This window comes from Pseudomonas cuatrocienegasensis (assembly GCF_900110925.1).
GTDB lineage: Bacteria > Pseudomonadota > Gammaproteobacteria > Pseudomonadales > Pseudomonadaceae > Aquipseudomonas > Aquipseudomonas cuatrocienegasensis.
Genome location: NZ_FOFP01000007.1, coordinates 73,870 through 98,092, shown reverse-complemented (window position 1 = coordinate 98,092; position 24,223 = coordinate 73,870). Strand labels below are relative to the sequence as shown.

Annotated in this window: 23 protein-coding genes; 14 read left to right on the top strand and 9 right to left on the bottom strand. The window is 63.9% G+C overall.

Annotated features, from left to right (window positions below; all coding sequences use genetic code 11):
• The first annotated feature begins 14 nt into the window (after positions 1-14).
• The 6 genes from ntrB (at position 15) to BMW49_RS11635 (ending at position 7,283) form a co-directional block, all read left to right on the top strand.
• Positions 15-878 carry a nitrate ABC transporter permease gene (gene ntrB, locus BMW49_RS11660; RefSeq protein WP_083251785.1) on the top strand — a complete coding sequence of 288 codons (864 nt, stop codon included), beginning with the start codon at positions 15-17 and terminating at the stop codon, positions 876-878.
• An 11-nt stretch (positions 879-889) separates the two neighbouring features.
• Positions 890-1,735 (top strand): ABC transporter ATP-binding protein, encoded by an 846-nt coding sequence (locus BMW49_RS11655; RefSeq protein ID WP_069519934.1) that lies wholly within the window; start codon positions 890-892, stop codon positions 1,733-1,735.
• A gap of 127 nt (positions 1,736-1,862) precedes the next feature.
• On the top strand, positions 1,863-3,281 hold the full coding sequence (locus tag BMW49_RS11650) for a di-heme oxidoreductase family protein (protein ID WP_069519933.1): 1,419 nt from the start codon (positions 1,863-1,865) through the stop codon (positions 3,279-3,281).
• 10 nt (positions 3,282-3,291) lie between these two features.
• Positions 3,292-4,353, top strand: a complete 1,062-nt coding sequence (locus BMW49_RS11645; protein WP_069519932.1) for an imelysin family protein — start codon at positions 3,292-3,294, stop codon at positions 4,351-4,353.
• 10 nt (positions 4,354-4,363) lie between these two features.
• Positions 4,364-5,470 (top strand): DUF1513 domain-containing protein, encoded by a 1,107-nt coding sequence (locus tag BMW49_RS11640; RefSeq protein WP_069519984.1) that lies wholly within the window; start codon positions 4,364-4,366, stop codon positions 5,468-5,470.
• Between the two features lie 187 nt (positions 5,471-5,657).
• The gene (locus BMW49_RS11635) at positions 5,658-7,283 is read left to right on the top strand and encodes a methyl-accepting chemotaxis protein (RefSeq protein WP_069519931.1); all 1,626 of its coding nucleotides are present in this window, start codon (positions 5,658-5,660) and stop codon (positions 7,281-7,283) included.
• Positions 7,284-7,553: 270 nt separating this feature from the next.
• Here the strand turns inward: BMW49_RS11635 and BMW49_RS11630 are convergent, their stop codons facing one another.
• The 5 genes from BMW49_RS11630 to BMW49_RS11610 all read right to left on the bottom strand — a co-directional run bounded on the left by BMW49_RS11630 (position 7,554) and on the right by BMW49_RS11610 (position 11,650).
• Complete coding sequence (locus tag BMW49_RS11630; protein WP_069519930.1) at positions 7,554-7,769, bottom strand: hypothetical protein; 216 nt, start codon at positions 7,767-7,769, stop codon at positions 7,554-7,556.
• 403 nt (positions 7,770-8,172) lie between these two features.
• Positions 8,173-9,822 (bottom strand): chaperonin GroEL, encoded by a 1,650-nt coding sequence (gene groL, locus BMW49_RS11625; protein WP_069519929.1) that lies wholly within the window; start codon positions 9,820-9,822, stop codon positions 8,173-8,175.
• 55 nt (positions 9,823-9,877) lie between these two features.
• On the bottom strand, positions 9,878-10,171 hold the full coding sequence (locus tag BMW49_RS11620; RefSeq protein WP_010486228.1) for a co-chaperone GroES: 294 nt from the start codon (positions 10,169-10,171) through the stop codon (positions 9,878-9,880).
• 219 nt (positions 10,172-10,390) lie between these two features.
• Positions 10,391-10,849: an FxsA family protein gene (locus tag BMW49_RS11615; RefSeq protein ID WP_069519928.1), complete on the bottom strand. Its 459-nt coding sequence runs from the start codon at positions 10,847-10,849 to the stop codon at positions 10,391-10,393.
• Positions 10,850-10,912: 63 nt separating this feature from the next.
• Positions 10,913-11,650, bottom strand: coding sequence for a HugZ family pyridoxamine 5'-phosphate oxidase (locus BMW49_RS11610; protein WP_069519927.1), 738 nt, complete (start codon positions 11,648-11,650; stop codon positions 10,913-10,915).
• Positions 11,651-11,746: 96 nt separating this feature from the next.
• On the opposite strand from BMW49_RS11610, the gene BMW49_RS11605 reads away from it, so the two are divergent.
• Complete coding sequence (locus tag BMW49_RS11605) at positions 11,747-12,505, top strand: SDR family oxidoreductase (RefSeq protein ID WP_069519926.1); 759 nt, start codon at positions 11,747-11,749, stop codon at positions 12,503-12,505.
• Positions 12,506-12,582: 77 nt separating this feature from the next.
• Here BMW49_RS11605 and BMW49_RS11600 read toward each other — a convergent pair whose 3' ends face one another.
• From BMW49_RS11600 to purU, 3 genes are read right to left on the bottom strand one after another with little or no spacing between them, the layout of a single operon-like run.
• Positions 12,583-12,765 (bottom strand): hypothetical protein, encoded by a 183-nt coding sequence (locus BMW49_RS11600; protein WP_069519925.1) that lies wholly within the window; start codon positions 12,763-12,765, stop codon positions 12,583-12,585.
• On the bottom strand, positions 12,762-13,196 hold the full coding sequence (locus BMW49_RS11595) for a CBS domain-containing protein (protein ID WP_069519924.1): 435 nt from the start codon (positions 13,194-13,196) through the stop codon (positions 12,762-12,764). The genes BMW49_RS11600 and BMW49_RS11595 overlap by 4 nt, the downstream gene beginning before the upstream one ends.
• Positions 13,197-13,245: 49 nt before the next feature.
• Positions 13,246-14,097: a formyltetrahydrofolate deformylase gene (gene purU / locus BMW49_RS11590; RefSeq protein WP_069519923.1), complete on the bottom strand. Its 852-nt coding sequence runs from the start codon at positions 14,095-14,097 to the stop codon at positions 13,246-13,248.
• A 592-nt stretch (positions 14,098-14,689) separates the two neighbouring features.
• Here purU and mvaT point away from each other — a divergent pair.
• Positions 14,690-15,067, top strand: a complete 378-nt coding sequence (gene mvaT, locus BMW49_RS11585; RefSeq protein WP_069519922.1) for a histone-like nucleoid-structuring protein MvaT — start codon at positions 14,690-14,692, stop codon at positions 15,065-15,067.
• 364 nt (positions 15,068-15,431) lie between these two features.
• Here mvaT and sbcB read toward each other — a convergent pair whose 3' ends face one another.
• Positions 15,432-16,862 carry an exodeoxyribonuclease I gene (sbcB, locus tag BMW49_RS11580; RefSeq protein ID WP_069519921.1) on the bottom strand — a complete coding sequence of 477 codons (1,431 nt, stop codon included), beginning with the start codon at positions 16,860-16,862 and terminating at the stop codon, positions 15,432-15,434.
• A 464-nt stretch (positions 16,863-17,326) separates the two neighbouring features.
• Between sbcB and BMW49_RS11575 the strand changes: the two genes are divergently transcribed.
• From BMW49_RS11575 to BMW49_RS11550, 6 genes are read left to right on the top strand one after another with little or no spacing between them, the layout of a single operon-like run.
• Positions 17,327-18,055, top strand: a complete 729-nt coding sequence (locus BMW49_RS11575) for an RDD family protein (RefSeq protein WP_069519920.1) — start codon at positions 17,327-17,329, stop codon at positions 18,053-18,055.
• A complete protein-coding gene (locus BMW49_RS11570) occupies positions 18,052-19,032 on the top strand; it encodes a stage II sporulation protein M (RefSeq protein WP_069519919.1) in 981 nt (326 codons plus the stop codon). Before BMW49_RS11575 ends, BMW49_RS11570 begins: the two co-directional genes overlap by 4 nt.
• Complete coding sequence (locus BMW49_RS11565; protein ID WP_090390936.1) at positions 19,019-20,575, top strand: DUF4129 domain-containing protein; 1,557 nt, start codon at positions 19,019-19,021, stop codon at positions 20,573-20,575. Before BMW49_RS11570 ends, BMW49_RS11565 begins: the two co-directional genes overlap by 14 nt.
• Positions 20,572-21,777: a DUF4350 domain-containing protein gene (locus tag BMW49_RS11560; protein ID WP_069520364.1), complete on the top strand. Its 1,206-nt coding sequence runs from the start codon at positions 20,572-20,574 to the stop codon at positions 21,775-21,777. The genes BMW49_RS11565 and BMW49_RS11560 overlap by 4 nt, the downstream gene beginning before the upstream one ends.
• Entirely contained in the window at positions 21,774-22,823 is a 1,050-nt protein-coding gene (locus BMW49_RS11555; protein WP_069520367.1) for an AAA family ATPase, read from the top strand. Before BMW49_RS11560 ends, BMW49_RS11555 begins: the two co-directional genes overlap by 4 nt.
• Positions 22,824-22,845: 22 nt before the next feature.
• Positions 22,846-24,174: a DUF58 domain-containing protein gene (locus BMW49_RS11550; protein ID WP_069520369.1), complete on the top strand. Its 1,329-nt coding sequence runs from the start codon at positions 22,846-22,848 to the stop codon at positions 24,172-24,174.
• Positions 24,175-24,223 lie beyond the last annotated feature (49 nt).

The following is a 24,223-nucleotide window of genomic DNA, read 5'->3' as shown; positions in this document are numbered from 1 at the left end:
CAGAGGAAACGCCCATGAATGCTCCCGCCAACCCCATCAAGGCACCTGCCCTGCCCAGCAGTGCAGCTCCGCGTACGCCGCAATGGTACGTGCGCGTGCGTGATTACCTGGTGCAGCGCACCCTGCCGCCGGTGCTGATCGGCGGCGCCCTGCTGCTGATCTGGCAGATGCTCTGCAGCGGCCCGGACGCCGCCCTCCCGCCGCCCACCCAGGTGGTCAGCGACACCTGGGAGCTGATCATCCATCCGTTCTACGACAACGGTGGCAATGACGTGGGCCTGGCTTGGCAGATGCTTGCCAGCCTCGAGCGGGTCGCCTACGGCTACCTGCTGGCGGTGATCGCCGGGGTCAGCCTCGGCGTGCTGGTCGGCCAGTCGACCTGGGCCATGCGCGGTCTCGACCCGCTGTTCCAGATTCTCCGTACCGTGCCGCCTCTGGCCTGGTTGCCGCTGTCCCTGGCGGGCTTCAAGGACAGTCATCCTTCGGCGATCTTCGTGATCTTCATCACCGCGATCTGGCCGATCATCATCAATACCTCGGTGGGCATCCGCAATATTCCCGAGGACTACCGCAACGTCGCCAAGGTGCTGCGCCTTAACGGTTTGGAGTACTTCCACAAGATCATGCTGCCGGCTGCCGCGCCCTATATCTTCTCCGGCCTGCGCATCGGTGTCGGCCTGTCGTGGCTGGCGATCATCGCGGCGGAAATGCTGATCGGCGGCGTCGGCATCGGCTTCTTTATCTGGGATGCCTGGAACGCCTCACGCATCAGCGACATCATCCTCGCCCTTATCTACGTCGGCGTGGTCGGCTACCTGCTCGACCGCCTGGTCGCGATGGTCGGCCAATACGTCACCCGCGGCACCTCGGCCGGCTAAAGGAGAATCCTATGACCCCCTATCTGAGCATCGAACACGTCGAGAAGCGCTTCGAGCGCAATGGCGTCTCCTCCCATGTGCTGTCGGACATCAACCTGCGCGTGGAGCGCGGCGAGTACATCTCGATCATCGGCCACTCCGGCTGCGGCAAGTCCACGGTGCTGAACATCGTCGCCGGGCTGATCGATTCCAGCAGCGGCGTGGTCATCCTCGACGGCAAGGAAGTGCGCGACCCCGGCCCGGACCGCAGCCTGGTATTCCAGAACCACTCGCTGCTGCCCTGGCTGACCGTTTACGAGAACGTCGCCCTGGCCGTGGACAAGGTATTCAAGCGCAGCAAGAGCCGCGCCGAGCGCAAGGAATGGACGCTGCGCCACCTCGATATGGTCAACATGAGCCATGCCCTGCACAAACGCCCCAGCGAGATTTCCGGCGGCATGAAGCAGCGCGTCGGCATTGCCCGCGCCCTGGCCATGGAACCCAAGGTGCTGCTGCTCGACGAGCCGTTCGGTGCCCTCGACGCCCTGACCCGCGCGCACCTGCAGGACGAGGTGATGCGCATCCAGGGTGAATTGCACAATACGGTGATGATGATCACCCACGATGTCGACGAGGCCGTGCTGCTCTCCGACCGCATCGTGATGATGACCAACGGCCCATCCGCGACCATCGGCGAGATTCTGCACATCGACCTGCCACGCCCACGCAACCGCATCGCCCTGGCCAACGACCCGCGCTACAACCAGTACCGCCAGGCCGTGCTGAGCTTCCTCTACGAGAAGCAACGCAAGGTCGAAGACCTCGGCCAACGCCGCCAGAGCAGCGACAGCAAACCCCAGGCCCAGGCCCGCGCCTAAGTCACGCCTAGCCGGGGTGCGACAATCGCACCCCGGGCAAGGGTCTGCCGAAACGCAAATCCATCTTATTTATAAGCCCTTAGCCTGCTAAGATTGCCGCCCTGATTTGCAGTGCGGATAAGAGTCGATGTCAGCGTTGGTGTGTCGCGTAACGGTTCTTGCCGGCCTGTTGCTGGCCCTGACGGCCTGTGATGACGGCCCGCAGTTCGATGCCGCCGAACCCGGCGAAGCCCTGGCCGGCGGCAGCACCAGCGTGTTCAAACGCGACCACAATGCCTTTTCCCTGCCCTCGGCCAACCTGCCGCCCATGCGTCGCCTGGACTTTGCCGTGGGCAACAGCTTCTTCCGCAACCCCTGGGTCATCGCGCCGTCGACCACCATCGCCCGTGATGGGCTTGGTCCGCTGTTCAATACCAACGCCTGCCAGAATTGCCATATCAAGGATGGCCGCGGCCACCCGCCGGGGCCGGACGCACGCAGCGCCGCGTCCATGCTGGTGCGCCTGTCGTTGCCCGCCGGTATCGAACACGCCGCCATTCTCGAACGCCTCGGCGTACTGCCCGAGCCGGTCTACGGCGCACAGTTGCAGGACATGGCCATCCCCGGCGTCGCCCCGGAAGGCCGTGTGCGGGTCGAGTACAGCCTGCAGGAAGTCGAATTCGCCGATGGCAGCCGCGTCGAGCTGCGCCAACCGCACCTGCAGATCGACCAACTGGGCTACGGCCCGCTGCACCCGGACACGCAGTTTTCCGCGCGTATCGCCCCGCCGATGATTGGCCTGGGCCTGCTCGAAGCCATCCCGGAAGCGGCGATCCTGGCCAATGCCGACCCGGACGACCGCAACGGCGACGGTATTTCCGGGCGCGCCAACCGGGTCTGGGACGATGCCCTGGAGCGCACTGTGCTCGGGCGCTTCGGTTGGAAGGCCGGGCAGCCAACGCTGAACCAGCAGAACGCCCACGCCTTCGCCCACGACATGGGCCTGACCAGCAGCCTGGTGACGCGCGACAACTGCAGCGACAGTCAAAGCGCCTGCCGCCAGGCGCCCCACGGCGGCGACCCCGAGGTCAGCGACAGCGTGCTCGCCAGCGTGCTGTTCTACAGCCGCAACCTGGCCGTGCCGGCCCGCGCCGATGTCGACTCGCCCGCTGTGCTGCAGGGCAAGAACCTGTTTCACCAGGCCGGTTGCGCCGCCTGCCACACCCCCACGTTCACCACCGCCGCCGATGCTGCGGAACCAGAGCTGGCCAATCAGCTGATCCGTCCTTACAGCGACCTGCTGCTGCACGACATGGGCCCCGGTCTGGCCGATCAGCGCAGCGAATTTCTCGCCACTGGCCGCGAATGGCGCACGCCACCACTGTGGGGCATCGGCCTGACCGAACAGGTCAACGGCCACACCCAGTTTCTCCACGATGGCCGCGCGCGTAACCTGCTCGAAGCCATTCTCTGGCACGGTGGCGAAGCCGAAGCGGCGCGCCAGCAGGTGCTGACGTTCACGGCCGAGGAGCGCAGCGCGCTACTGGCCTTCCTCAATTCGCTCTAGGAGCCTTCCGATGATCCGCTCGCCGCTCACCCTCGCCGGCCTCGCGCTGGCCCTCAGCGCTTGCAGTGCCTCCGACCCGCAGCAGCAACTCAGCGCCGACCTGACCGATGGCGTGCTGCTGCCGGCCTACAGCGCCTGGCACGAGGCCAACAAACAGCTCGACGCCAGTGCCGATGCCTTCTGCAGCGGCAGCCAGGATCTCACCGCCGCACGCCAGGCGTTCCTCACCACGCAAAGCGCCTGGGCAGGCCTGCAACCCTTGCAGGTTGGCCCGCTGGCCGAAGGCAATCGCGCCTGGCAGGTGCAGTTCTGGCCCGACAAGAAGAACCTGGTCGCGCGCCAGGTCGAAGCCCTGCTCACCCGCACCCCACAGCTGACCGCTGCCAACCTGGATAACGCCAGCGTGGTGGTGCAAGGCCTGACCGCTTATGAATATGTGCTCTACGACAGCAGCATCGACCTGAGCGACGCGACCACCAAGGCGCGCTACTGCCCGCTGCTGCAAGCCATCGGCGAGCACCAGCAAGCGTTGTCGGCCGAGGTGCTGGGACAGTGGCAGGCAAAAGATGGCATGGCTGCCGAGCTCAAGGCCTTCCCCAATGCTCGCTACGCCGAAGCGCCTGAGGCGGTCGCGGAGCTGCTGCGCGCCGAAGTCAGCGCCCTCGACGGCCTGAAGAAGAAGCTCGGCACCCCGCTCGGCCGCCAGAGCAAAGGTGTACCGCAGCCCTACCAGGCCGAAGCCTGGCGCAGTCAGGCGAGCCTGGCCATGCTCGCTGCCAGCCTGGCCAGTGCCGAGCGCATCTGGCTGGGTGCCGAGCAGAATGGCGTACAGCGCCTGCTTGGCGATGATCAAGATGCCCTGCGCCAGCGCATCAACGAGGCCTTTGCCGACACCCGCCAGCGCCTGGCCGCCTTGCCACGCCCGCTGGGCGAACTGGTGAGCGACGACGAAGGCCGCAGCCAGCTCAACGCGCTGTATGACAGCCTCAACGCGCTGCATCGCCTGCACGAGGCCGAACTGGCCAAGGCCCTGGGCATTCAGCTGGGCTTCAATGCCCACGATGGAGACTGAAGGCATGCAGCTGAGCCGACGCACCTTTCTCGGCCTGAGCGGCGCGGCCTTGGCGGTCAGCGCCACGGCGGGTGCTTTTGCCGGCTGGACCCTGATCAGCCATGGCGCGCAACCATTGCTGCTTTCAGCGCGTAACGATGCGGCGGGTCGTCACTATGCCGTGGGCTACAGCCTGGATGGCCAGCAGGTCTTCGCCACCCCGGTGAAGGAGCGTTGCCATGACGTCATGCCGCACCCGACACGCCCTCTGGCGCTGTTCGTCGGCCGCCGCCCGAGCACCGAGAGCTACCTGATCGACACCCGCGACGGACGCCTGCTGCAAACGCTGCAGACCCCGGCTGATCGGCACTTCTACGGCCATGCGGTGTTCCACAAGGACGGCGACTGGCTGTACGCCACCGAGAACGACACCCGCGACCCCGGCCGTGGCGTGCTCGGCGTATACCGCCTGCAAGGCGAGCAACTGGTTCGCCACGATGAGCTATCGACCCACGGCATCGGCCCGCACCAGTTGCTCTGGCTGCCCGACGGCGAAACCCTGGTGGTCGCCAACGGTGGCATCCGCACCGAAGCCGACAGCCGCGTGGAAATGAACCTCGATGCCATGCAATCGAGCCTGGTGCTGATGCGCCGTGACGGCAGCCTGATCAGCCAGGAACGCCTGCCCGAACCCATGAACAGCATTAGGCACATGGCCGTGGCGGCCGACGGCACCGTGGTCAGCGGCCAGCAGTATATGGGCGAGATCCGCGACGCGGTGCCGCTGCTGGCGATCAAACGCCCGGGGCAGGCCTTCGAGGCGTTCCCGGTGGGTGAAGCGCAACGGGCAAACATGCACCAATACACCGCTAGCGTGGCGATCCACAGCGACCTGCGCCTGCTGGCGCTGACTGCACCACGCGGCAACCGCGTGTTTATCTGGGATCTGGACAGTGCCGAACTGCGCCTGGACGCCCCCCTGCCCGACTGCGCCGGCGTGGGCACAGTGGCTGAAGGTTTCGTGGTCAGCTCCGGCCAGGGCCGTTGCCGCCTCTATGACTGCCGCCAGAGGCAGATCGTCGCCACACCCCTGCAACTGCCTGCCGGCCTGTGGGACAACCACCTGCGTCTGGTCTAGCGCGCCCTCCCCTAGACCATCGTCTACGGCCCGTTAAAGAACGCTGCCGCAGCGCCGATCTATACTTCGCGTTGAGCGCTGCGTCCAAGGCAGCTGCTCAAGCGATACCAGTCGATAGGGATTTTCGCAGTTAGGGCGCGCTCTGCGTCACTGGCATCTCGCCTTTTCCTATCCAGGTGCACCCCCCATGTTTCTGCAAAAATCGTTACGCGCACAAATTCTCGCCTTGCTCAGCGGTAGCCTGGCACTGATTCTGGTCACGGCCCTTGCCTGCTTCAGCTTCCTGTCCAATGGCATGCAGGCCTACCGCGGCTTGCTCGAAGGCCCGCTGCAAGCGTCGAAACTGATCGAGACGACCAACCTGGACTTCAAGACCCAGGTACAGGAATGGAAGAACGTGCTGCTGCGTGGCAGTGACAAAGCCCAGTTGGACAAATACTGGGGCCAGTTCGAGACCCAGGAACGCAAGGTGCAAGACTCGCTGGGCAAACTCAGCGCACTGGTCGGCAGCGACAAGGCGCTCAAAGGCAAGATCGACAGCCTGCGCAGCGAACACCAGACACTCGGCGTCAATTACCGCAAAGGGCGCGATGCCTTCATCGCCGCCGGGGCGAATGCACAAGTCGGTGACAAGGCCGTATCCGGCATCGACCGTAATACCGCCCAGCAGATGGAAGAGCTGGCCAGCGAGTTGAACCAACAAAGCCTTGACCAGGCGGTGCTGATCAATGCCTCGGCCGACAGAACCATCACCTACGGCACCGCGCTGATGCTCGGGGCAACACTGCTCATTGCCTTGTTCAGCCTGTGGCTGATCAACCGCAACCTGATCAACCCGATCCGCGAGTTGATCGAACATATCGCCCAACTCAGCCACGGCAACTTCGGCCAGCGTGTCGACTCAAGCCGCCAGGATGAACTCGGCAACCTGGCGGTGGCCGCCAATATCCTGCGCGACTTCCTGGCCGATACCTTCACCCGCCTGAAGCGCAGCACGGCTGATCTGGACACGGCCAGTGGCGAGCTCAACTCCATCGCCACGCTGATGGCCCAAGGCACCCGCGAGCAGTTCTCGCGCACCGATCAGGTGGCGACCGCCATGCAGGAAATGTCCGCCACCGCCCAGGAAGTCGCCCGCCACGCCGCCGAAGCGGCCGGCGCTGCCGATGCCGCTGACGACGCCGCGCGCGAAGGTGACAGCGTGATGCAGGCAACCATCACGACCATCACCGATATTCGCAACGAAATCAGCAATACCTCCGAAGTGATCCGCCGTCTGGAAAGCGACAGCGGACGCATTGGCAAGGTGCTGGAAGTGATTCGCGGGATCGCCGAGCAGACCAACCTGCTGGCGCTCAACGCCGCCATCGAGGCCGCTCGTGCCGGTGATCAGGGCCGCGGCTTTGCCGTGGTGGCAGATGAGGTTCGCACCCTGGCGCAACGCACTGCCGAGTCCACTGCAGAAATCCATCAGATCATCGATAACGTGCAAACCGGCGCGGTGAATGCGGTACGCGCCATCGAAAGCGGTCAGCAGCGCAGCGAGGAAGGCGTCACCCAGGTGACTAACGCGGGGGCCACGTTGCAGCTGATCACCAGCGCCGTGGAAGCGATTCGCGACATGAACCGACAGATCGCCACCGCCGCCGAAGAACAGACTTCGGTAGCCGAGGACATCTCACGCAATCTCACCGAGATTACCGCCATCGCCACGGCCAACCAGGAAAACGTACAGCGTACGGAAAAAGCCGGGCAGAACCTGCATGAGCTGTCTGGACAATTGAACGAGGTGACTCAGCGCCTAAGCGCTTGATCTGCTGAGGGCCGCCTAGTGTCGCGACACGAATCAAATGTCGGTCAATGCTAGGTCGCGTGGGAGGGGCCGGGCGGCGCTCCGCTTTAGCCGCGATGCTTTCGGCGCTTTCAGGGATTATCGCGAATAAAGGCTAGGCGCCCCCTTCGCTCCTACAGATAGCGACCAATTGTATGTGTCGTGAGACTAGGTGGGGCTGCACAACCTGATTGGTGCGCGCGGCGCACCCTACCGATGCCGGACGTTAGTAGATGGCGCCAGCGGGGCGCATCAACCGGCGCCCTGGGACAGGCTGAACATAAACAGCAACAGGCTCTGATCGGGCTGCACCACCTCGGTCGCTCGTGCCTGCAACGGCAAAGGGCAGTAACCGCGCTCGCTCAGGGTGATGACCTGAGGGCCGGGTTCCTGCCAGGCGGCGGCGGCGAGGGAAGCCACAGTGAGCGCGCCGGCGAGGAATAAACCTCGTGCAATTTCTAATTTCACCCCTGCAACCTCTTGATGGCACAGCCCAGTAGTCTGCTTACCCTAGACCAGCGCAAAAGCCTGCGTCATCTTTCGCGACCAATGGTCTTTACTGCCAGGCTCTGCCGCCAACAGGCTGATCATCCTGCCCAATAAATCAATCAGTTAGCGAGCTCGGCTTCGAGGAGCGCACGCCGCTGGTTCACTCGGCGACGTAAATCTTTGCAGGAGCCCCGCCCCGGGGCGAAGCTTTAGGTCATACGCAGGACCGTGCAGTTGCAGCCATTCGCCGCGGGGCGCGGCCACCTGGGTAGGTTCGGCGAAAAATCGTAGCCCAGAAAAACAAAAACCCCGTGCCTGAGCACGGGGTTTTCTGAACTGCGTGCAGGCCGCCACGTGGCGGCCTGAAGGAGGTCGGGCTGGCTTACATCATGCCGCCCATGCCACCCATACCGCCCATGCCACCCATGTCCGGCATGCCGCCAGCGCCTTTCTCTTCAGCCACTTCAGCGATCATCGCCTCGGTGGTGATCATCAGGCTGCCGATGGAAGCCGCGGCCTGCAGGGCCGAACGGGTGACCTTGGCCGGATCGAGGATACCCATCTCGATCATGTCGCCGTAGGTGTCGGTAGCGGCGTTGAAGCCGAAGTTGCCCGAACCCTGCTTAACCTTGTCGACCACAACGCTCGGCTCGCCGCCGGCGTTGGAAACGATCTGACGCAGCGGTGCTTCAACAGCACGACGCAGCAGCGCGATACCGACGTCCTGATCGGCGTTTTCGCCTTTCAGTTCGCTGATGGCCTGCAGTGCGCGAACCAGTGCCACACCACCGCCAGGTACCACGCCTTCTTCAACGGCTGCGCGGGTTGCGTGCAGGGCGTCGTCAACGCGGGCTTTCTTCTCTTTCATTTCAACTTCGGTGCCGGCACCGACTTTGATTACCGCAACACCGCCAGCCAGTTTGGCCAGACGCTCTTGCAGCTTCTCTTTGTCGTAGTCGGACGAGGTGTCTTCAACCTGCTTACGGATCTGCGCAACGCGCGATTCGATATCAGTCTGCTGACCTGCACCGTCGATAATGGTGGTGTTTTCTTTGCTCAGGATCACGCGCTTGGCGTTACCCAGGTGCTCCAGGGTGGCGCTTTCCAGGCTCAGGCCGATCTCTTCGGAGATAACGGTACCGCCAGTCAGAACGGCGATGTCCTGCAGCATGGCCTTGCGACGATCGCCGAAGCCCGGTGCTTTAACAGCAGCGACTTTGACGATGCCACGCATGTTGTTCACAACCAGAGTCGCCAGGGCTTCGCCTTCAACGTCTTCGGCCACGATCAGCAGCGGACGGCCGGCTTTGGCCACAGCTTCCAGCACCGGCAGCATTTCGCGGATGTTGGAGATCTTCTTGTCGACCAGCAGGATCAGCGGGCCGTCGAGTTCGGCGACCATGGTGTCCGGCTTGTTGATGAAGTACGGCGACAGGTAGCCACGGTCGAACTGCATGCCCTCAACAACCGACAGTTCGTTTTCCAGGCCCGAGCCTTCTTCAACGGTGATCACGCCTTCTTTACCGACTTTTTCCATGGCTTCGGCAATGATTTCGCCGATGGAGCTGTCGGAGTTGGCGGAGATCGAGCCGACCTGAGCAATGGCCTTGGTGTCAGCGCATGGCTTGGACAGCTTCTTCAGCTCAGCAACGATGGCGATGGTCGCCTTGTCGATGCCGCGCTTCAGATCCATTGGGTTCATGCCGGCAGCGACGGCTTTCAGGCCTTCGTTGACGATGGCTTGAGCCAGAACGGTAGCGGTGGTGGTGCCATCGCCAGCGTCATCGTTGGCACGGGACGCAACGTCTTTAACCAGCTGAGCGCCCATGTTTTCGAAGCGATCTTTCAGCTCGATTTCTTTGGCAACGGAAACGCCGTCTTTGGTGATGGTCGGAGCGCCGAAGCTCTTCTCGATGATCACGTTACGGCCTTTCGGGCCGAGGGTCGCTTTAACTGCGTCAGCCAGGACGTTGACACCGGCGAGCATTTTCTTACGGGCGGAATCGCCGAATTTAACTTCTTTAGCAGCCATGATGGTTATTCCTTAATTCGTTTCGATGGACCGGAATTCGTAGCGTGGGTGCGGATCAGGCTTCGACGACAGCCAGGATCTCGCTTTCACCCATGACCAGCAGGTCTTCGCCGTCGACTTTGACGGTGTTGCTGCCGGAGTAAGGGCCGAACACCACTTTGTCGCCGACCTTGACGGCCAGTGCACGTACTTCGCCGTTGTCCAGCACGCGGCCGGTGCCTACAGCGACGATCTCACCCTGGTTGGGCTTCTCGGCAGCGGAACCCGGCAGAACGATGCCGCCTGCGGTTTTGGTCTCTTCTTCGCTGCGACGAATCACGACGCGGTCATGCAGAGGACGAAGCTTCATTGTCGATCTCTCCCAATAGAATGTTGACATCAGCTGGTGCATTCACCAGCGGGTTAGCAAAATCCGGCGATGCCGGGTGCGCTGCACCAGAGGCGCAACGCGAAAGTCTGATCTGCTGCAACAGCAGAAAACCTTGCGGTGACCGGTACATAAGGGCGTACAAGGGGATTTCAAGGGCGCCATGGAACTTTTTTGTGGCGCCCGAGGGGTTTCAGCGGGTCAATCGCGGCGTTCGTATTCGCCTTCGAGCACGTTCGGCCGCGCGCCGTCGGGGCGCTGAGCCTGACCAGCAGGGCTGTCATAAAACGCACGCTGACGCATCGCCTGCTCGGCCGCGCGCAGGCGCACTTTGTTGACCAGCAGTCGGCGCGTGAAAGGGATCAGGCAGAGCACGCCGAAGATATCGCTGATAAAGCCAGGCAGCAGCAGCAGGCCACCGCCGACGGCAATCAGCAGGCCTTCGAGCATTTCCTGCTCGGGCAACTCGCCGCGGGCCAGACGCTCACGGGCACGCCATGCGGTGGCGACACCCGCTACCCGCAGCAGTACAGCGCCAAGCACACCCGTGCCGATCACCAGCAGCAGCGTGGGCAGCACACCGATGACGCTGCCGACCTGAATCAGCAGGGCCAGTTCGATGAACGGAAATAGCAGGAACAGCAAGAGAAACGCACGCATCAAGGGGTCCTTAACGGAAGATCAGCTTCCAGTAGAGAGGAAGTATGGGGTGTTGCGCTGAATTCAAGCTGAAATCGTACCGCCGGTCGGCCAACTGCTCGCGCGCGCCAGCTGTACCAAGGCTTGGCGCACTTCAGCGGAGTTATTGCAGAATGTTGGCAAAGGTAACCAATGCAGGCCTTGGCCAATACGCAGGTGAAAACCTTCCCTGTCGATACCGACCATCTGCGCCGGAGCCTGATTGGGCAGCCCTGCCAGGGCCACGTAATGGGCAATGGCAGCGCCGTGGTCGGCATTCATATGTTCGACCATCGACACCTCGGCCGCCTCCGCGCCCTCGGCAAAGGGGTTGGCCAGCGCCACCTGATCGAGCCAGTGAATCGCACCGAAGCCGCCGATAAAGCGCCAGCGCACCGGCTGCAGCACCCAGAAGTCGAAGTCGTGCACACGGTGGTGATCGCGTGACTCTGGAAAGTAGCGGTAATAACGGGCGGCAGCCGCCTCGATTTCATCGGCCGCAAGCGGCCGCGCTTCGGCCAGCAGAGTCAGGCGGCCGACAGCCTGGACATCTTCGGCACCGCGCTCACCGACCAGCAGCGAGCACTTGGCGTCCTGCTGCAGGTTGTGGGTGTGCTGAGCGATCCGGCTGATCAATATCAGCGGCCAGCCGCGGGCATCCAGGCAATAAGGCACCACCGAACCGAAGGGAAACCCCGGCATGGCCTTGGAGTGAGTCGAGAGCACGCCACGGTATTCCTTGAGCAACAGTTCTCGGGCATGCTTGCCAGCTTTCACGCTCACCTTTCGACTCCTCGTAGAGAATCCGTCATAAACGGACAGGCACCTAGCATAGCGGTGGCCTGCGAGGTCAATCCAGCAGCTTTCGAGGGGATACATATGCAGCTCAACGACAAGGTCATCATCATCACCGGCGGTTGCCAGGGCCTGGGCCGCGCCATGGGCGAATACCTGGCGACCAAGGGCGCCAAACTGGCGCTGGTCGACCTCAACCAGGAAAAACTCGATGAAGCCGTGGCCGCCTGCAAAGCCCTGGGCAGCGAAGCCCGCGCCTACCTGTGCAACGTCGCCAACGAGGAGCAGGTCACCCACATGGTGGCTCAGGTTGCCGAAGACTTCGGCGCTATCCATGGCCTGGTGAACAATGCCGGGATCCTGCGCGATGGCCTGACCATCAAGGTCAAGGATGGCGAAATGAGCAAGATGAGCCTGGCGCAGTGGCAGTCGGTGATCGACGTCAACCTGACCGGCGTCTTCCTCTGCACCCGCGAAGTGGCGGCGAAGATGATCGAGCTGAAGAACAGTGGCGCCATCATCAATATTTCCTCGATTTCCCGGGCCGGCAACATTGGCCAGGCCAACTACTCGGCGGCCAAGGCCGGCGTGGCCGCCGACACCGTGGTCTGGGCCAAGGAACTGGCGCGTTACGGCATTCGCGTAGCCGGCGTGGCGCCGGGCTTTATCGAAACCGAAATGACCCTGACCATGAAGCCCGAAGCGCTGGAGAAGATGACCTCAGGCATCCCGCTGCGACGCATGGGTAAACCGGCCGAGATCGCCCACTCGGTGGCCTATATCCTGGAAAACGACTACTACACCGGACGTATTCTGGAACTCGACGGCGGTCTGCGCCTGTAATCAGCGGCTAGAACGTCTGTTGCTCATGCCGTTCATCTAAGTCAGGTGAGCGGCATTTTTCTGTCCGCCAGGACGCTTTATGGCTCGTCCGCTTCGGTGTCAGGCGGCACAGGCGTATGCAACTGTCGCCACAGCTCGGCAGCATCGGCGAAGTCGGTGCCGGACTCCGGGGTCAGTGCCTCGGGGTCGTAGCGCCGCACACAGCCCTCGCCCAGGGTAGGCGGGGCAGTGGACGTAGCGCGGTCGCGCGGATCGCTCACCGCCCTTCTCCTGCGCTCAGTTGGCCCTGATCATGCTGGGCGAATTCCTTGACCGCGCGCAGCACGTCATGGCGACTGATCTGCCCGACCAAACGCCCCGCCTCGACCACCGGCAAGCGCCGCCGGCGGCCGTCGAGAAAGCGCTGCGAAACCTCGATGATGTCGGTTTCCGGCGATACCGTTTCCACCGTGCGGGTCATGTAATCACCCACTCGCCCGCCCACCGACTCGTAATAGGCCCCCGAGAGAATCGCCCGTAAGCAATCGCCCTCGGACAACAAACCCAGCAGCGCGCCGCTGTCATCGACCACCGGCGCACCGGAAATTCGGTGTTCGAGCAGCCGGTGAATGGCGGTAAACAAATCCATATCGGTGCGGAACGTCACCAGGCGGCGAGTCATGTAATCGCGCACCTTGATTGATTTGAGCATGGGCTGACTCCTCTGGTCGTGTCCTTTACCACCGGCCACGACCCGGCGGTCAGTCGAACACCACCGTCTTGTTGTCGTGGACCAGTACGCGGTCTTCCAAGTGGTAGCGTAGTCCACGCGAGAGCACCATTTTCTCCACGTCCTTACCCAGGCGCACCATTTCCTCGATGCTGTCGCGGTGGCTGACGCGCACCACGTCCTGCTCGATGATCGGGCCGGCGTCGAGTTCTTCGGTGACGTAGTGGGAGGTGGCGCCAATCAGCTTGACCCCGCGCAACGAGGCCTGGTGATAGGGTTTGGCGCCGACGAAGGAGGGCAGGAAGCTGTGGTGGATGTTGATCACCCGCTGGGCGTAATCCTGGCACAGCTGCGGCGGCAGGATCTGCATGTAGCGCGCCAGCACGATGGCATCGGCCTGGTGCTCAGCGATCAGCCGCGAAACCTCATCGAAAGCGGGTTGCTTGTTCTGCGGATCGACCGGCACATGGAAGTACGGAATGCCATGCCACTCGACCATGCTGCGCAGGTCGTTGTGGTTGGAGATGACGCAGGGGATCTCGCAGTCCAGCTCGTGGCTGTGCCAGCGGTGCAGCAGGTCGGCAAGGCAGTGCGACTCGCGGCTGGCCATCAATACCACGCGTTTCTTCTGCGCCGAATCGGTGATCCGCCACTCCATGGAAAACTCACGGGCAATGGGCGCAAACGCCTGCTGGAAACCGGCCAGGTCGAAGGGCAGCGAATCGGCACGAATTTCATGGCGCATGAAGAACCAGCCACTCTGGTTATCCGAATGATGGCTCGCCTCGGTGATCCAGCCATTGTAGGTAGCCAGGAAATTACTGACCTTGGCCACGATACCGACGCGGTCCGGACAGGCAATCACCAACCGAAAAGTGCGCATTTAAGACTCCAGAAGATTCGCAAAGTCGCGCATTCTAGGGTCTGTTACCGTTTCGTCGCTAGCCGCGTTGCAGCGAAAAATCTCGCCAGGCCGGGCGGCGTTCCGCTAGGCGGAGGACGCAGGTAATGGTGTTCCCTTGCCAAGTCCTCCAACAACGCATGGCGAGATTTTGCGCGCAACCCTAAGGGCCGGGCCAGTTTTAGCGCGATGCTGTGTTTCTCGATAGCTCATTTAGCCCACTAAACTTCGCATCTCGTGCCTTGCCTCGCGCTAAAACTGGCTCCGGCGCGGCCGCGAACGAAACGCAAACAGACCCTCGCCACAGCGTAGAAAAACTGCAGTACCGATGCACAGCGGCACCTGCGACAGATCGCCCAGCCTTCGTATCGAACCAGAACGAAGCTCGATTGTCACAGCGAAGCCGGCAAAACCTTATGCAAGCCTTATGAATAGTTATCCGCGTGCGAAAACAATTATTCAGCAGACTGAAAAGTGTTTATGTGGCATTTCCTTACAAAGCGGTTTACTTGTTAAAAGTGCATGACTATTATCATCGCCACGTAATCAACTTTAACCAAGCCAGGTCAACTCCATGTCGCTGATCAACGAATACCGTGCCACCGAAGAAGCCATCAAAGAACTGCAAGAGCGCCTGAAAAACTTGTCGCAAGATGACAAGCTGAAAAAAGAACTGGAATTCGAAGGCAAGCTGCGCACCCTGATGGGCGAATACCAGAAGTCCCTGCGTGACATCATCGCCATCCTCGATCCAGAAGCCAAAAATGCCAAGGCAGGCCGTCCGGCTGCCAAAGCAACTGGCACCAAACGCGCGCGCAAGGTCAAGCAATACAAAAACCCGAACACGGGCGAAGTGATCGAAACCAAAGGCGGCAACCACAAAACATTGAAAGAGTGGAAAGCCAAGTGGGGCGGCGACACCGTTGAAAGCTGGGCCACCCTGCTGGGCTAAGCCCCACGCTTAGGCCTAGTCGTTAAAAAGCCAGCTGATGCTGGCTTTTTTTATGGCTATGTTTCGATTGCCTGTTGCAGCCACATGCAGCCATAACACAACAGCTGTATGAACCGCCCAGCACGCATAGCAGCCCGGCCTCAGGGCGACTCTTCGCCGCGCGCGACGCCTGCGAAGAGCATCGCTGCAGTGCTACATACTGCGGGGACAGAGTCTTTGCCAGAGCAGCCTAATTAGCGTTAGGGCTCATGCTCTTAGTCGTGCACCTACTGGCTCCATGCCCTTCCCTGCTGCAATGACGAAGCCCCGTGAGTTATCTCGAAGCTGCGACAGTGCAAACTTAGCTAAATCACTTAGCCACAGGCTACGGGATATAGCGCTGACGCAGCTGCTGCGCATACTGCTGCCAGGTCTGCAACAATGCCCGCTGCTCGACGGATGCCTGCACCAACGCGCTGTGCACGGCGGCGTCAAATTGCGCCAGGGTATTGGGCGCGCCATATTCGGGCAGTGACAGCCGCTGCTGACAAAACGCAAACCAACGCTGTTGTTCATCCTCGTTCAGCGAGTCGGGAAAGTTGCGCGCCCGATAGCGAAATAACAGTTCCGGCAAACGGGCATCATCGAAAGGCCAGGCGCCTGCGGCCAACTGCAAAGGGTCTGCCTGACGCACTTGCTCGCACAGACGCTTGTCACGGTCGCCGATAAAACCACCATACAACTGCTGTTCCGGGTCCTGAACCTCGGCAAAATTTTCTTCGGCATACACCGCTTGCACGCTTTCCTGCCAGCGCGCCTGGGTCGTGCGCAGTTGCTCGGCGCGCGCCTCGCAGGCATCGATATCCAGCTGCAAGCGTTCACGATCCTGCGCGCGCAAGACCGAAAGCGGCGCAACCACCGGGCAACGATTGATATGCAACAGCTTGAGCGGGACCGGCGCCTGGCCCTCGGGCAAGTCTTCATGACGGGTATACAGCCGGGCGCGCAAAGCCTCTGGACTCTCGTCGAGCAGCGCCTGAGGGTCGCCCTGCAGGTCGCAGACGATCAGTGCATTGCGGTTGCGCGGGTGCCAGGCCAGCGGCAGAACCACCCCAAGGTAATGCCGAGCGCCGGCAAAACGCCCGGATACATGCACCAGCGGCTGCAGCAGGCGGATCTGCTCAAGCACCCGCGGTTTGCTGCGCAACTGGTAGAGAAAGTCATACAGACGCGGCTGACGCTCACGCAGCAGACGCGCCAGGGCGATGGTGGCGCGCACATCGCTGAGCGCATCGTGGGCCTGGCCATGTTCAATGCCGTTGGCCGCGGTCAGGCGCTCCAGCTTGAGACTGACGCGACCATCCTCCTCGGGCCAGACGATCCCTTCCGGGCGCAACGCATAGGCGGTGCGCACCAGATCGATCAGGTCCCAACGGCTGTTGCCGCCCTGCCATTCTCGGCCGTAAGGGTCGTAGAAGTTGCGGTACAGGCTGTAGCGGGTCACCTCGTCGTCGAAGCGCAGGCTGTTATAGCCCACACCACAGGTGCCCGGCCGCGCCAGCTCGGCATGCACCCGGGCCATAAAGTCCGCTTCACCCAGCCCCTGTTCGGCCAGGCGCGCCGGCGTGATGCCGGTGACCAGGCAGGCCGCCGGGTGCGGCAGAATGTCGTCGCTGGGCTGGCAATAAATGTTCAGCGGCGCTTCGATTTCGTTGAGCGCCTCGTCGGTGCGAATGCCGGCCACTTGCAGTGGGCGGTCGCGGCGCGGGTCGATGCCGGTGGTTTCGTAGTCGTACCAGAACAGGCTGGAAGTCACGGATAGGCTCCTGAGCGCTGGGGTGAAGCGGGGCAACAGTCTACCACCGGCCTTTCGCCGGCACTGGCATGCCCCGACCGCCTCTTGATGTGCGCCATGACACAGCAGCACATTTTCGCGGCAACGCGGCTTGCGCTGTAACGGCATCAGTTGAGGGTCTGATGCCGTTACAGCACGGCCGCGCCGGAGCTGATTTTTGCGCGAGGCAAGGCACGAGATGCGAAGTTTAGCCGGCTAAATGAGCCATCGAGAAACGCAGCATCGCGCAAAAATCGGCCCGGCCCTTCGGGTTGCGCGAAAAATCTCGCCATGCGGTGTTGGAGGACTTGGCAAGGGAACACCATTACCGGCGTCCTCCGCCTAGCGGAACGCCGCCCGGCCTGGCGAGATTTTTCGTGGCAACGCGGCTTGCGCTGTAACGGCATCAGACCCTAGCATCGGGCTTTCCCTGACGCAGTGCGCCGATGCCACCCTCGCTCACCTCCCCTAGCCCGCCTGCTGCCGCTGCGCTGTTGGACACCCGTTATCGGGTCGAGACGCCGGAGGGCATCGACCTGACCCTGCGTCCTGCCGGTCTGGTGCCACGGGCATTGGCCTTCAGTGTCGACCTGGCGATTCGCGGGGTGTTCCTGCTGCTGGTCTACCTCGGCTTGAGCCTGCTGGGCCAGTTCGGCATGGGCCTGGCAGCCGTGCTGCTGTTTCTGGTGACCTGGTGGTACATGGTGCTGTTCGAGGTGCTCAACCAGGGCCGCTCTCCCGGCAAACAACTGCTTGGCCTGCGGGTGGTGCACGACGATGGCACGCCGATCGGCTGGCCGGCGTCGCTGACCCGCAACCTGTTGCGCTTTGTCGACCTGCTGCCGTTCGCCTACACCTTCGGCTTGCTCAGCTGCCTCTATCACCCGCATTTCAAGCGCCTGGGCGATATCGCGGCGGGCACCCTGGTGGTTTACCGCGACCTGCCGCCGGCTCGGCCGAACCTGCCCGAAGCGCAACCGCAGCAAGCGCCCTTCGCCCTGAGCCTGGCCGAACAGCGCGCGCTGCTTGGCTTTGCCGAACGCGCCGAAGGGCTGTCAGCCGCGCGCCGCGCCGAACTTGCCGGGCTACTCGCCGAACCGCTGGACCTGCCACCGGAACAGGCCGAACGACACCTGCACGGCATCGCCCGTGGTCTGCTAGGGCCGACGCCATGAAACAGCAGTTGTTCGAGCAACGCCACCGCGCCACCTGGCAGGCCCTCGGCACGCAGTTGGAGACGCTGGAGCGCGGCCAGGTCGATGCCAGCGCCTGCAAAGGCTTCGCCGCTGACTACCGACGTCTTTGCCAGCACCTGGCCCTGGCCCAGGCGCGCGGCTACAGCAACCACCTGATCGACGAGCTGGAACACCTGGCCCTGCGCGGCCACCAGCAGTTCTACCGTCACAGCAGCCCGCTGGGCGCACAGTTAATCGGCTTCTTGCTGGTCGGTTTTCCGCGTCTGGTGCGGGCCGAGTGGCGCCATGTGCTGGCGGCCAGCCTGCTGTTCTTCGGCAGCCTGCTGGGCATGGGCCTGCTGGTGTATGCCGTGCCGGAGCTGGTGTACAGCCTGGTCAGCCCCGACCAGGTGGCCAACATGGAACAGATGTACGACCCGGACGCCAGCCGCCTCGGGCGGTTTGGCGAACGTGACTCGGGCGATGACTGGGTGATGTTCGGCTACTACATCATGAACAACATCGGCATCGCCTTTCAGACCTTCGCCAGTGGCCTGCTGCTGGGCCTGGGCAGCCTGTTCTTCCTGCTGTTCAACGGCTTGATGATCGGCGCGGTGGCCGGCCATTTGACGCAGATCGGCTACGGCCAGCCGTTCTGGTCCTTCGTCATCGGCCACGGCGCCTTCGAGCTGACCGCCATCGCCCTGGCCGGCGCCGCCGGCTTCAAGCTCGGCTGGGCGCTGCTGGCGCCGGGCCGCCTGCCCCGTGGCACGGCCCTGCGCCAGGCTGCGGCGGTCAGCGTGCGGTTGATCGGCGGGGTGATCATGCTGTTACTGCTGGCGGCCTTTATCGAGGCCTACTGGTCGTCCATGACCTTCGCCACACCGACGGTGAAATACGCCGTGGGTGCCGGCCTCTGGGTGCTGGTGCTGGCCTATCTGTTGCTGTCTGGACGCGATCAACATGCGCCTGACTGACGCCAGCGTGGCGATCCGCCCGCGCACCGCCTGGGAAGCCCTCGACCTCGGCGTGCTGCTCGCCCGTCGACATGCCGGGCTGCTGATCGCCAGCTGGGCGCTGCTCAGCCTGCCGGTGTTCGCCCTGCTCTGCCTGCTGCTGTGGGACCACCCCGGCTGGGCGTTGTTCGCCTTCTGGTGGCTCAAGCCGGCCTTCGAGCGCCTGCCTTTATATATCCTCTCGCGCAGCCTGTTCGCTGAGCCGCCGACCCTCGGCCAGGCCATGCGCGCCCTGCCCGGCGTGCTGCGCCCACAACTGCTGGCCAGCCTGACCTGGCGCCGCCTGAGCCTGACCCGCAGCTTCGACCTGCCGGTGCTGCAGCTCGAAGGCCTGTCCGGGCAAGCGCGGGCCCAGCGTCTGGTGGTCCTGGGGCAGCGCGAAACGCGTTTCGCCACCTGGCTGACCGTAGTCGGCGTGCATGTGGAAATGGCCCTGTGGCTCGGTCTCGGCAGCCTGTTCTACATGCTCCTGCCAGCACAGCTGGAACTCGACTGGAACTGGCAACGCCTGCTCGAAGCAGCTGAGGGCGATTGGCTGTGGCTCGAGCACCTGTCCAACCTTGTCTACGTCTTGCCGCTGATGCTCTGGGAACCGGTGTACGTGGCCTGTGGCTTTACCCTGTACCTCAACCGGCGCACCGCGCTGGAGGCCTGGGACATCGAACTGGTGTTCCGCCGCCTACGCCAGCGCCTGACCGGCAGCGCTTACGCCCTGCTACTGGGGTTGGGCCTCAGCCTGACGTTGCTGCCCATGGCACCACCGGCACTGGCCGAGAGCAGCGAAGTCATCGCCCCCGAGGCGCCGCGCCTGCTCAAACAACCGTTGACCAGCGAGGCTTCGCGCCAGTCAATCGAGGCTCTACTCGACGCCCCGCCGTTCGAGCACCGCGAAACCCTGACCCGCTGGCGCCTGGGGGATGACCAAGAGCAAGCCAGCGAGTCGGACCCCGAAACGGCGAAAAACTGGCTCGAACGTCTGCTGCAGTTGCGCGATGGCTGGCAGCACCTGGGCACCCTGGCATTGATATTCGAGGCCCTGCTGTGGGCAGCTGTGCTCGCCCTGATCGGCCTGCTGCTGTGGCGCTACCGCCAATGGCTGCACCTGTTCGCCAGCCGTTTACGCCCACCGTCACCTGTGCGCCGCGACGCCCCCACGCAACTGTTCGGCCTGGATGTCGCCCCGGAACGCCTGCCAGACGACATCGCCGCGGAAGCTGAACGCCTCTGGCGGGAGCAACCGCGCGCCGCCCTTGGTCTGCTGTATCGCGCACTGCTCAGCCGCTTGCTGCACCAGCACCACCTGCCGCTGACCAGCGCCCACACCGAAGGCGAAGTGCTGGAGCAGGTGGCCCAGTTTAAGCGTGACGACCTCAATGCCTTCAGCCAGATACTGACTCGCCACTGGCAGGCGGCGGCCTACGGCAACCGCCTGCCGCCGCAAAATGCCTGTGCTGACCTCTGTGCGGGCTGGCGCCAGCTGTTTCCCGCAGGAGCCGCGCGATGAGCCGCCGTCACCTGCCACTGCTTGGCCTGGCGCTGCTGCTGGCGGCGTTCGGTGCCTACCTGCTGAGCCACCTGCAGCCCTACGATGAAGTGGTCGAGCTGGGGCCATCGCCCGAAGCCAAGAGCAACCCTTACCTGGCCGCCGAGTACTTTTTGCGCGAGCGCGGCCTGAACGTGCAGCGCGCCGAAGGTCTGGCCAGCGTGCGTGAGCTGCCCAGCGTCGGGCAAACCTTGCTGCTGCTCGGCGACCGCCAACGCATGACCCCGCGCCAGGCCGAACGTCTGCTGGAGTGGGCGGCCAAGGGCGGGCATCTGCTGTTCGTCGCCGAACGCCTGTGGGACGAAGAACGCGGCGAAAGTGGCGACCTGCTCCTCGACCGCCTCGGCATCCAGCAACACAGTAGCCCGCCAGCCGACGAAGAGCCGGATGCAGAGACAGACAGCGCAGAGCAAGCCGCAGCCGAAACGCCGCCCACCAGCGAAGACGTCAATCCCTATCCGCAACTGACCCAGTTGTATCTGGAGAATGAAACGACGCCGGCCTATATCGACTTTGCCACCGACTTCCACCTGTACGACGCTGAGAACCGCGCTCACGCCTGGGCCAACAGCGCCGAGGCGACCCATCTGCTGCAGCTCTATCACGGCGATGGCCTGATCAGCGTGCTCACCGACAGCTGGATCTGGCAAACCGAGCAGATCGCCGAGTACGACAACGCCTGGCTGCTCTGGTACCTCAGCCAGGACAGCGACGTGACCCTGCTCTACCGTGCCGAGCGTGACAGCCTCGCCACCCTGCTGCTGCGCCATTTTCCCCAGGCACTATGCGCCCTGGCATTGCTGATCGCGCTCGGCCTGTGGCACGTCGGCCAGCGCAACGGCCCGCTCTTGCCGGCACCCAGCCTGGCCCGCCGCAGCCTGCGCGAACACCTGCGCGGCAGTGCCGATTTTCTGCTGCGTCGCGCCGGCCAGCCGAGCCTGCTGCAAGGCTTGCAACACGACATCCTGCGCCGCGCGCGGCGCCGTCACCCCGGTTTTGAGCGCCTGGCCGTGGCCGAGCAGTGGCAAGTACTCAGTCGCCTGAGCCGCCTGCCGACCAGCGCCATCGGCCAGGCCATGCGCCCGGTCACGGCCAGCCGCGTGCCCCATGCCGACTTCATCCGCCAGGTCACCCGCCTGCAAACCCTCAGGAATGCCCTATGAGCGATATCAGCCCCGACACCCACAGCGACGAAACCGCCGCTGCCGAACCGCTTACCCCAGCACCGGCACCGGTGAGCAACGCGGCGCAGCAGCGCCAGCGCGCCAGCCAGTTGGCCCAGGCCCTGCGCGTCGAACTTGGCAAGGCGCTGATCGGCCAGCAGGCGGTGATCGACGACGTGCTCACCGCCCTGCTGGCCGGCGGCCACGTGCTGATCGAGGGCGTTCCGGGTTTGGGCAAGACCCTGCTGGTTCGGGCCTTGGCGCGCTGCTTTGGCGGCGAGTTCGCGCGTATCCAGTTCACCCCTGATCTGATGCCCAGCGATGTCACCGGCCACGCCGTCTACGACCTGCAAAGCGAGCAGTTCAAGCTGCGCAAAGGCCCGGTGTTCACCAACCTGCTGCTGGCCGACGAGATCAACCGTGCGCCGGCCAAGACCCAGGCCGCGCTACTGGAAGTCATGCAGGAGCGCCAGGTCACCCTCGAAGGCCGCGCCCTGGCGGTGCCGCTGCCGTTTATGGTACTGGCCACGCAGAACCCCATCGAGCAGGAAGGCACCTACCCGCTGCCGGAAGCCGAGCTGGACCGCTTTATGCTCAAGCTGCGCATGGAATACCCGCAGCAGGATGAAGAGCTGAACATGGTGCGCCAGGTGACCCGCTCGCCGCGCGCCGACATGCTCGAAGTCAGCCCGCTGCGCACCCTGCTGCAGGCCAAGGATGTCGCGGCGCTGCAGAAGATCGCCGCCGACCTGCCGATCGACGAACAGGTGCTCGATTACGCCGTGCGCCTGGCCCGCGCCACCCGCAGCTGGCCGGGCCTGGCCATCGGCGCCGGGCCGCGCGCCTCCATCGCCCTGGTGCGTGGCGCGCGGGCACGGGCGCTGCTGCGCGGTGGCGATTTCGTCGTGCCGGATGACGTCAAAGGCTGCGCCCTGGCCGTGCTGCGCCACCGCGTGCGCCTGGCCCCGGAGCTGGACATCGAAGGCCTGGCCGTCGACCAGGTGCTGCGCCAGTTGCTCGACCAGGTCCCGGCGCCGCGTCTATGACCCAACCGCTCAAGGCTCGCCGATGAAACCCTCGCGCCGTCTGCTGGCGCTGCTCGCCGCGCTGTTCGGCCTGGCGCTGCTGCTCGGCACCCTGGACGCCCTGGGCCAGGCGCTCACGTCCCTGCACGGTCTGTGGTGGGGCTTGCTCCTGAGCCTGGCGCTGGCGGCGGGCCTGGATGCCTGGCGCCTGCGCCGCCTGCCCAGCCCCGAGGTGAGCCGCACGCTGCCCGGCAACCTGCCGCTGGGGCACTGGAGTGAGGTGCAGGTGCACCTGCGCCACGGCTATGCCCAGGCGCTGCGCCTGGCCGTGTTCGACCACCTGCCCGCGACCATGCAGCACGAACACCTGCCACAGCAGATCACCCTGCGCCCCGGTGAGCAGGCCAGCCTGAGCTACCGGGTGTGGCCTACCCAGCGTGGGCATTTCGTCTTTGCATTGTGCGAACTGCTACTGCCTTCGCCCCTCGGCCTGTGGCAATCCCGACGGCTGCTCGCAGTGCAGGATGAGACCCGCGTTTACCCGGATTTCGCCCGCCTCTACGGCGCCGAGCTGATGGCCGTGGAAGACTGGCTCAGCCAGCTCGGTGTGCGCCAGCAGCCGCGCCGCGGCCTGGGCCAGGCTTTCCACCAGCTACGCGAGTACCGCGAGGGCGACACCCTGCGGCAGATCGACTGGAAAGCCACCGCGCGCATGCGCACGCCCATCACCCGTGAATACCAGGACGAGCGCGACCAGCAGATCGTCTTCCTGCTCGACGGTGGCCGGCGCATGCGCAGCCGCGACGGCGAGCTGAGCCATTTCGACCACGCCCTTAACGCCGCCCTGCTGCTCAGCTATGTGGCCCTGCGCCAGGGCGACGCGGTCGGCCTGCTTACCTTTGCCCAGCAGCAGCCACGCTTCCTGCCGCCGGCCAAGGGCAACGGGCAGCTCAACCACCTGCTTAATAGCGTCTATGACCTGGAAGCAAGCCAGTTGCCGGCGGACTTTTCCGCCGCCGCCAGCCAACTGCTCGCCCGCCAACAGCGTCGGGCGCTGGTGATCATCCTCAGCAACCTGCGCGACGAAGACGACGAGGAGCTGCAACTGGCCGTGCACCGCCTGGGCCGCCAGCACCGCGTACTGGTCGCCAGCTTGCGCGAGGAAGTGCTCGACCAGGTGCGCCAAGCGCCGGTCGAGGACCTGGATTCAGCCCTGAGTTATTGCGGCGCGGTGGACTACCTGAATGCACGCAACGCCCTGCACGAGCGCCTGGCCGCGCGCCAGGTGCCGGTGCTCGACGCCCGCCCCAGCGAACTCGGCCCGGCGCTGATCAACCGTTATCTGGCGTGGAAAAAGGCCGGGGTGCTGTAAGAGACGTAGGGTGCGCCGTGCGCACCGAGGCCCTGTTGCAAACGCCTGG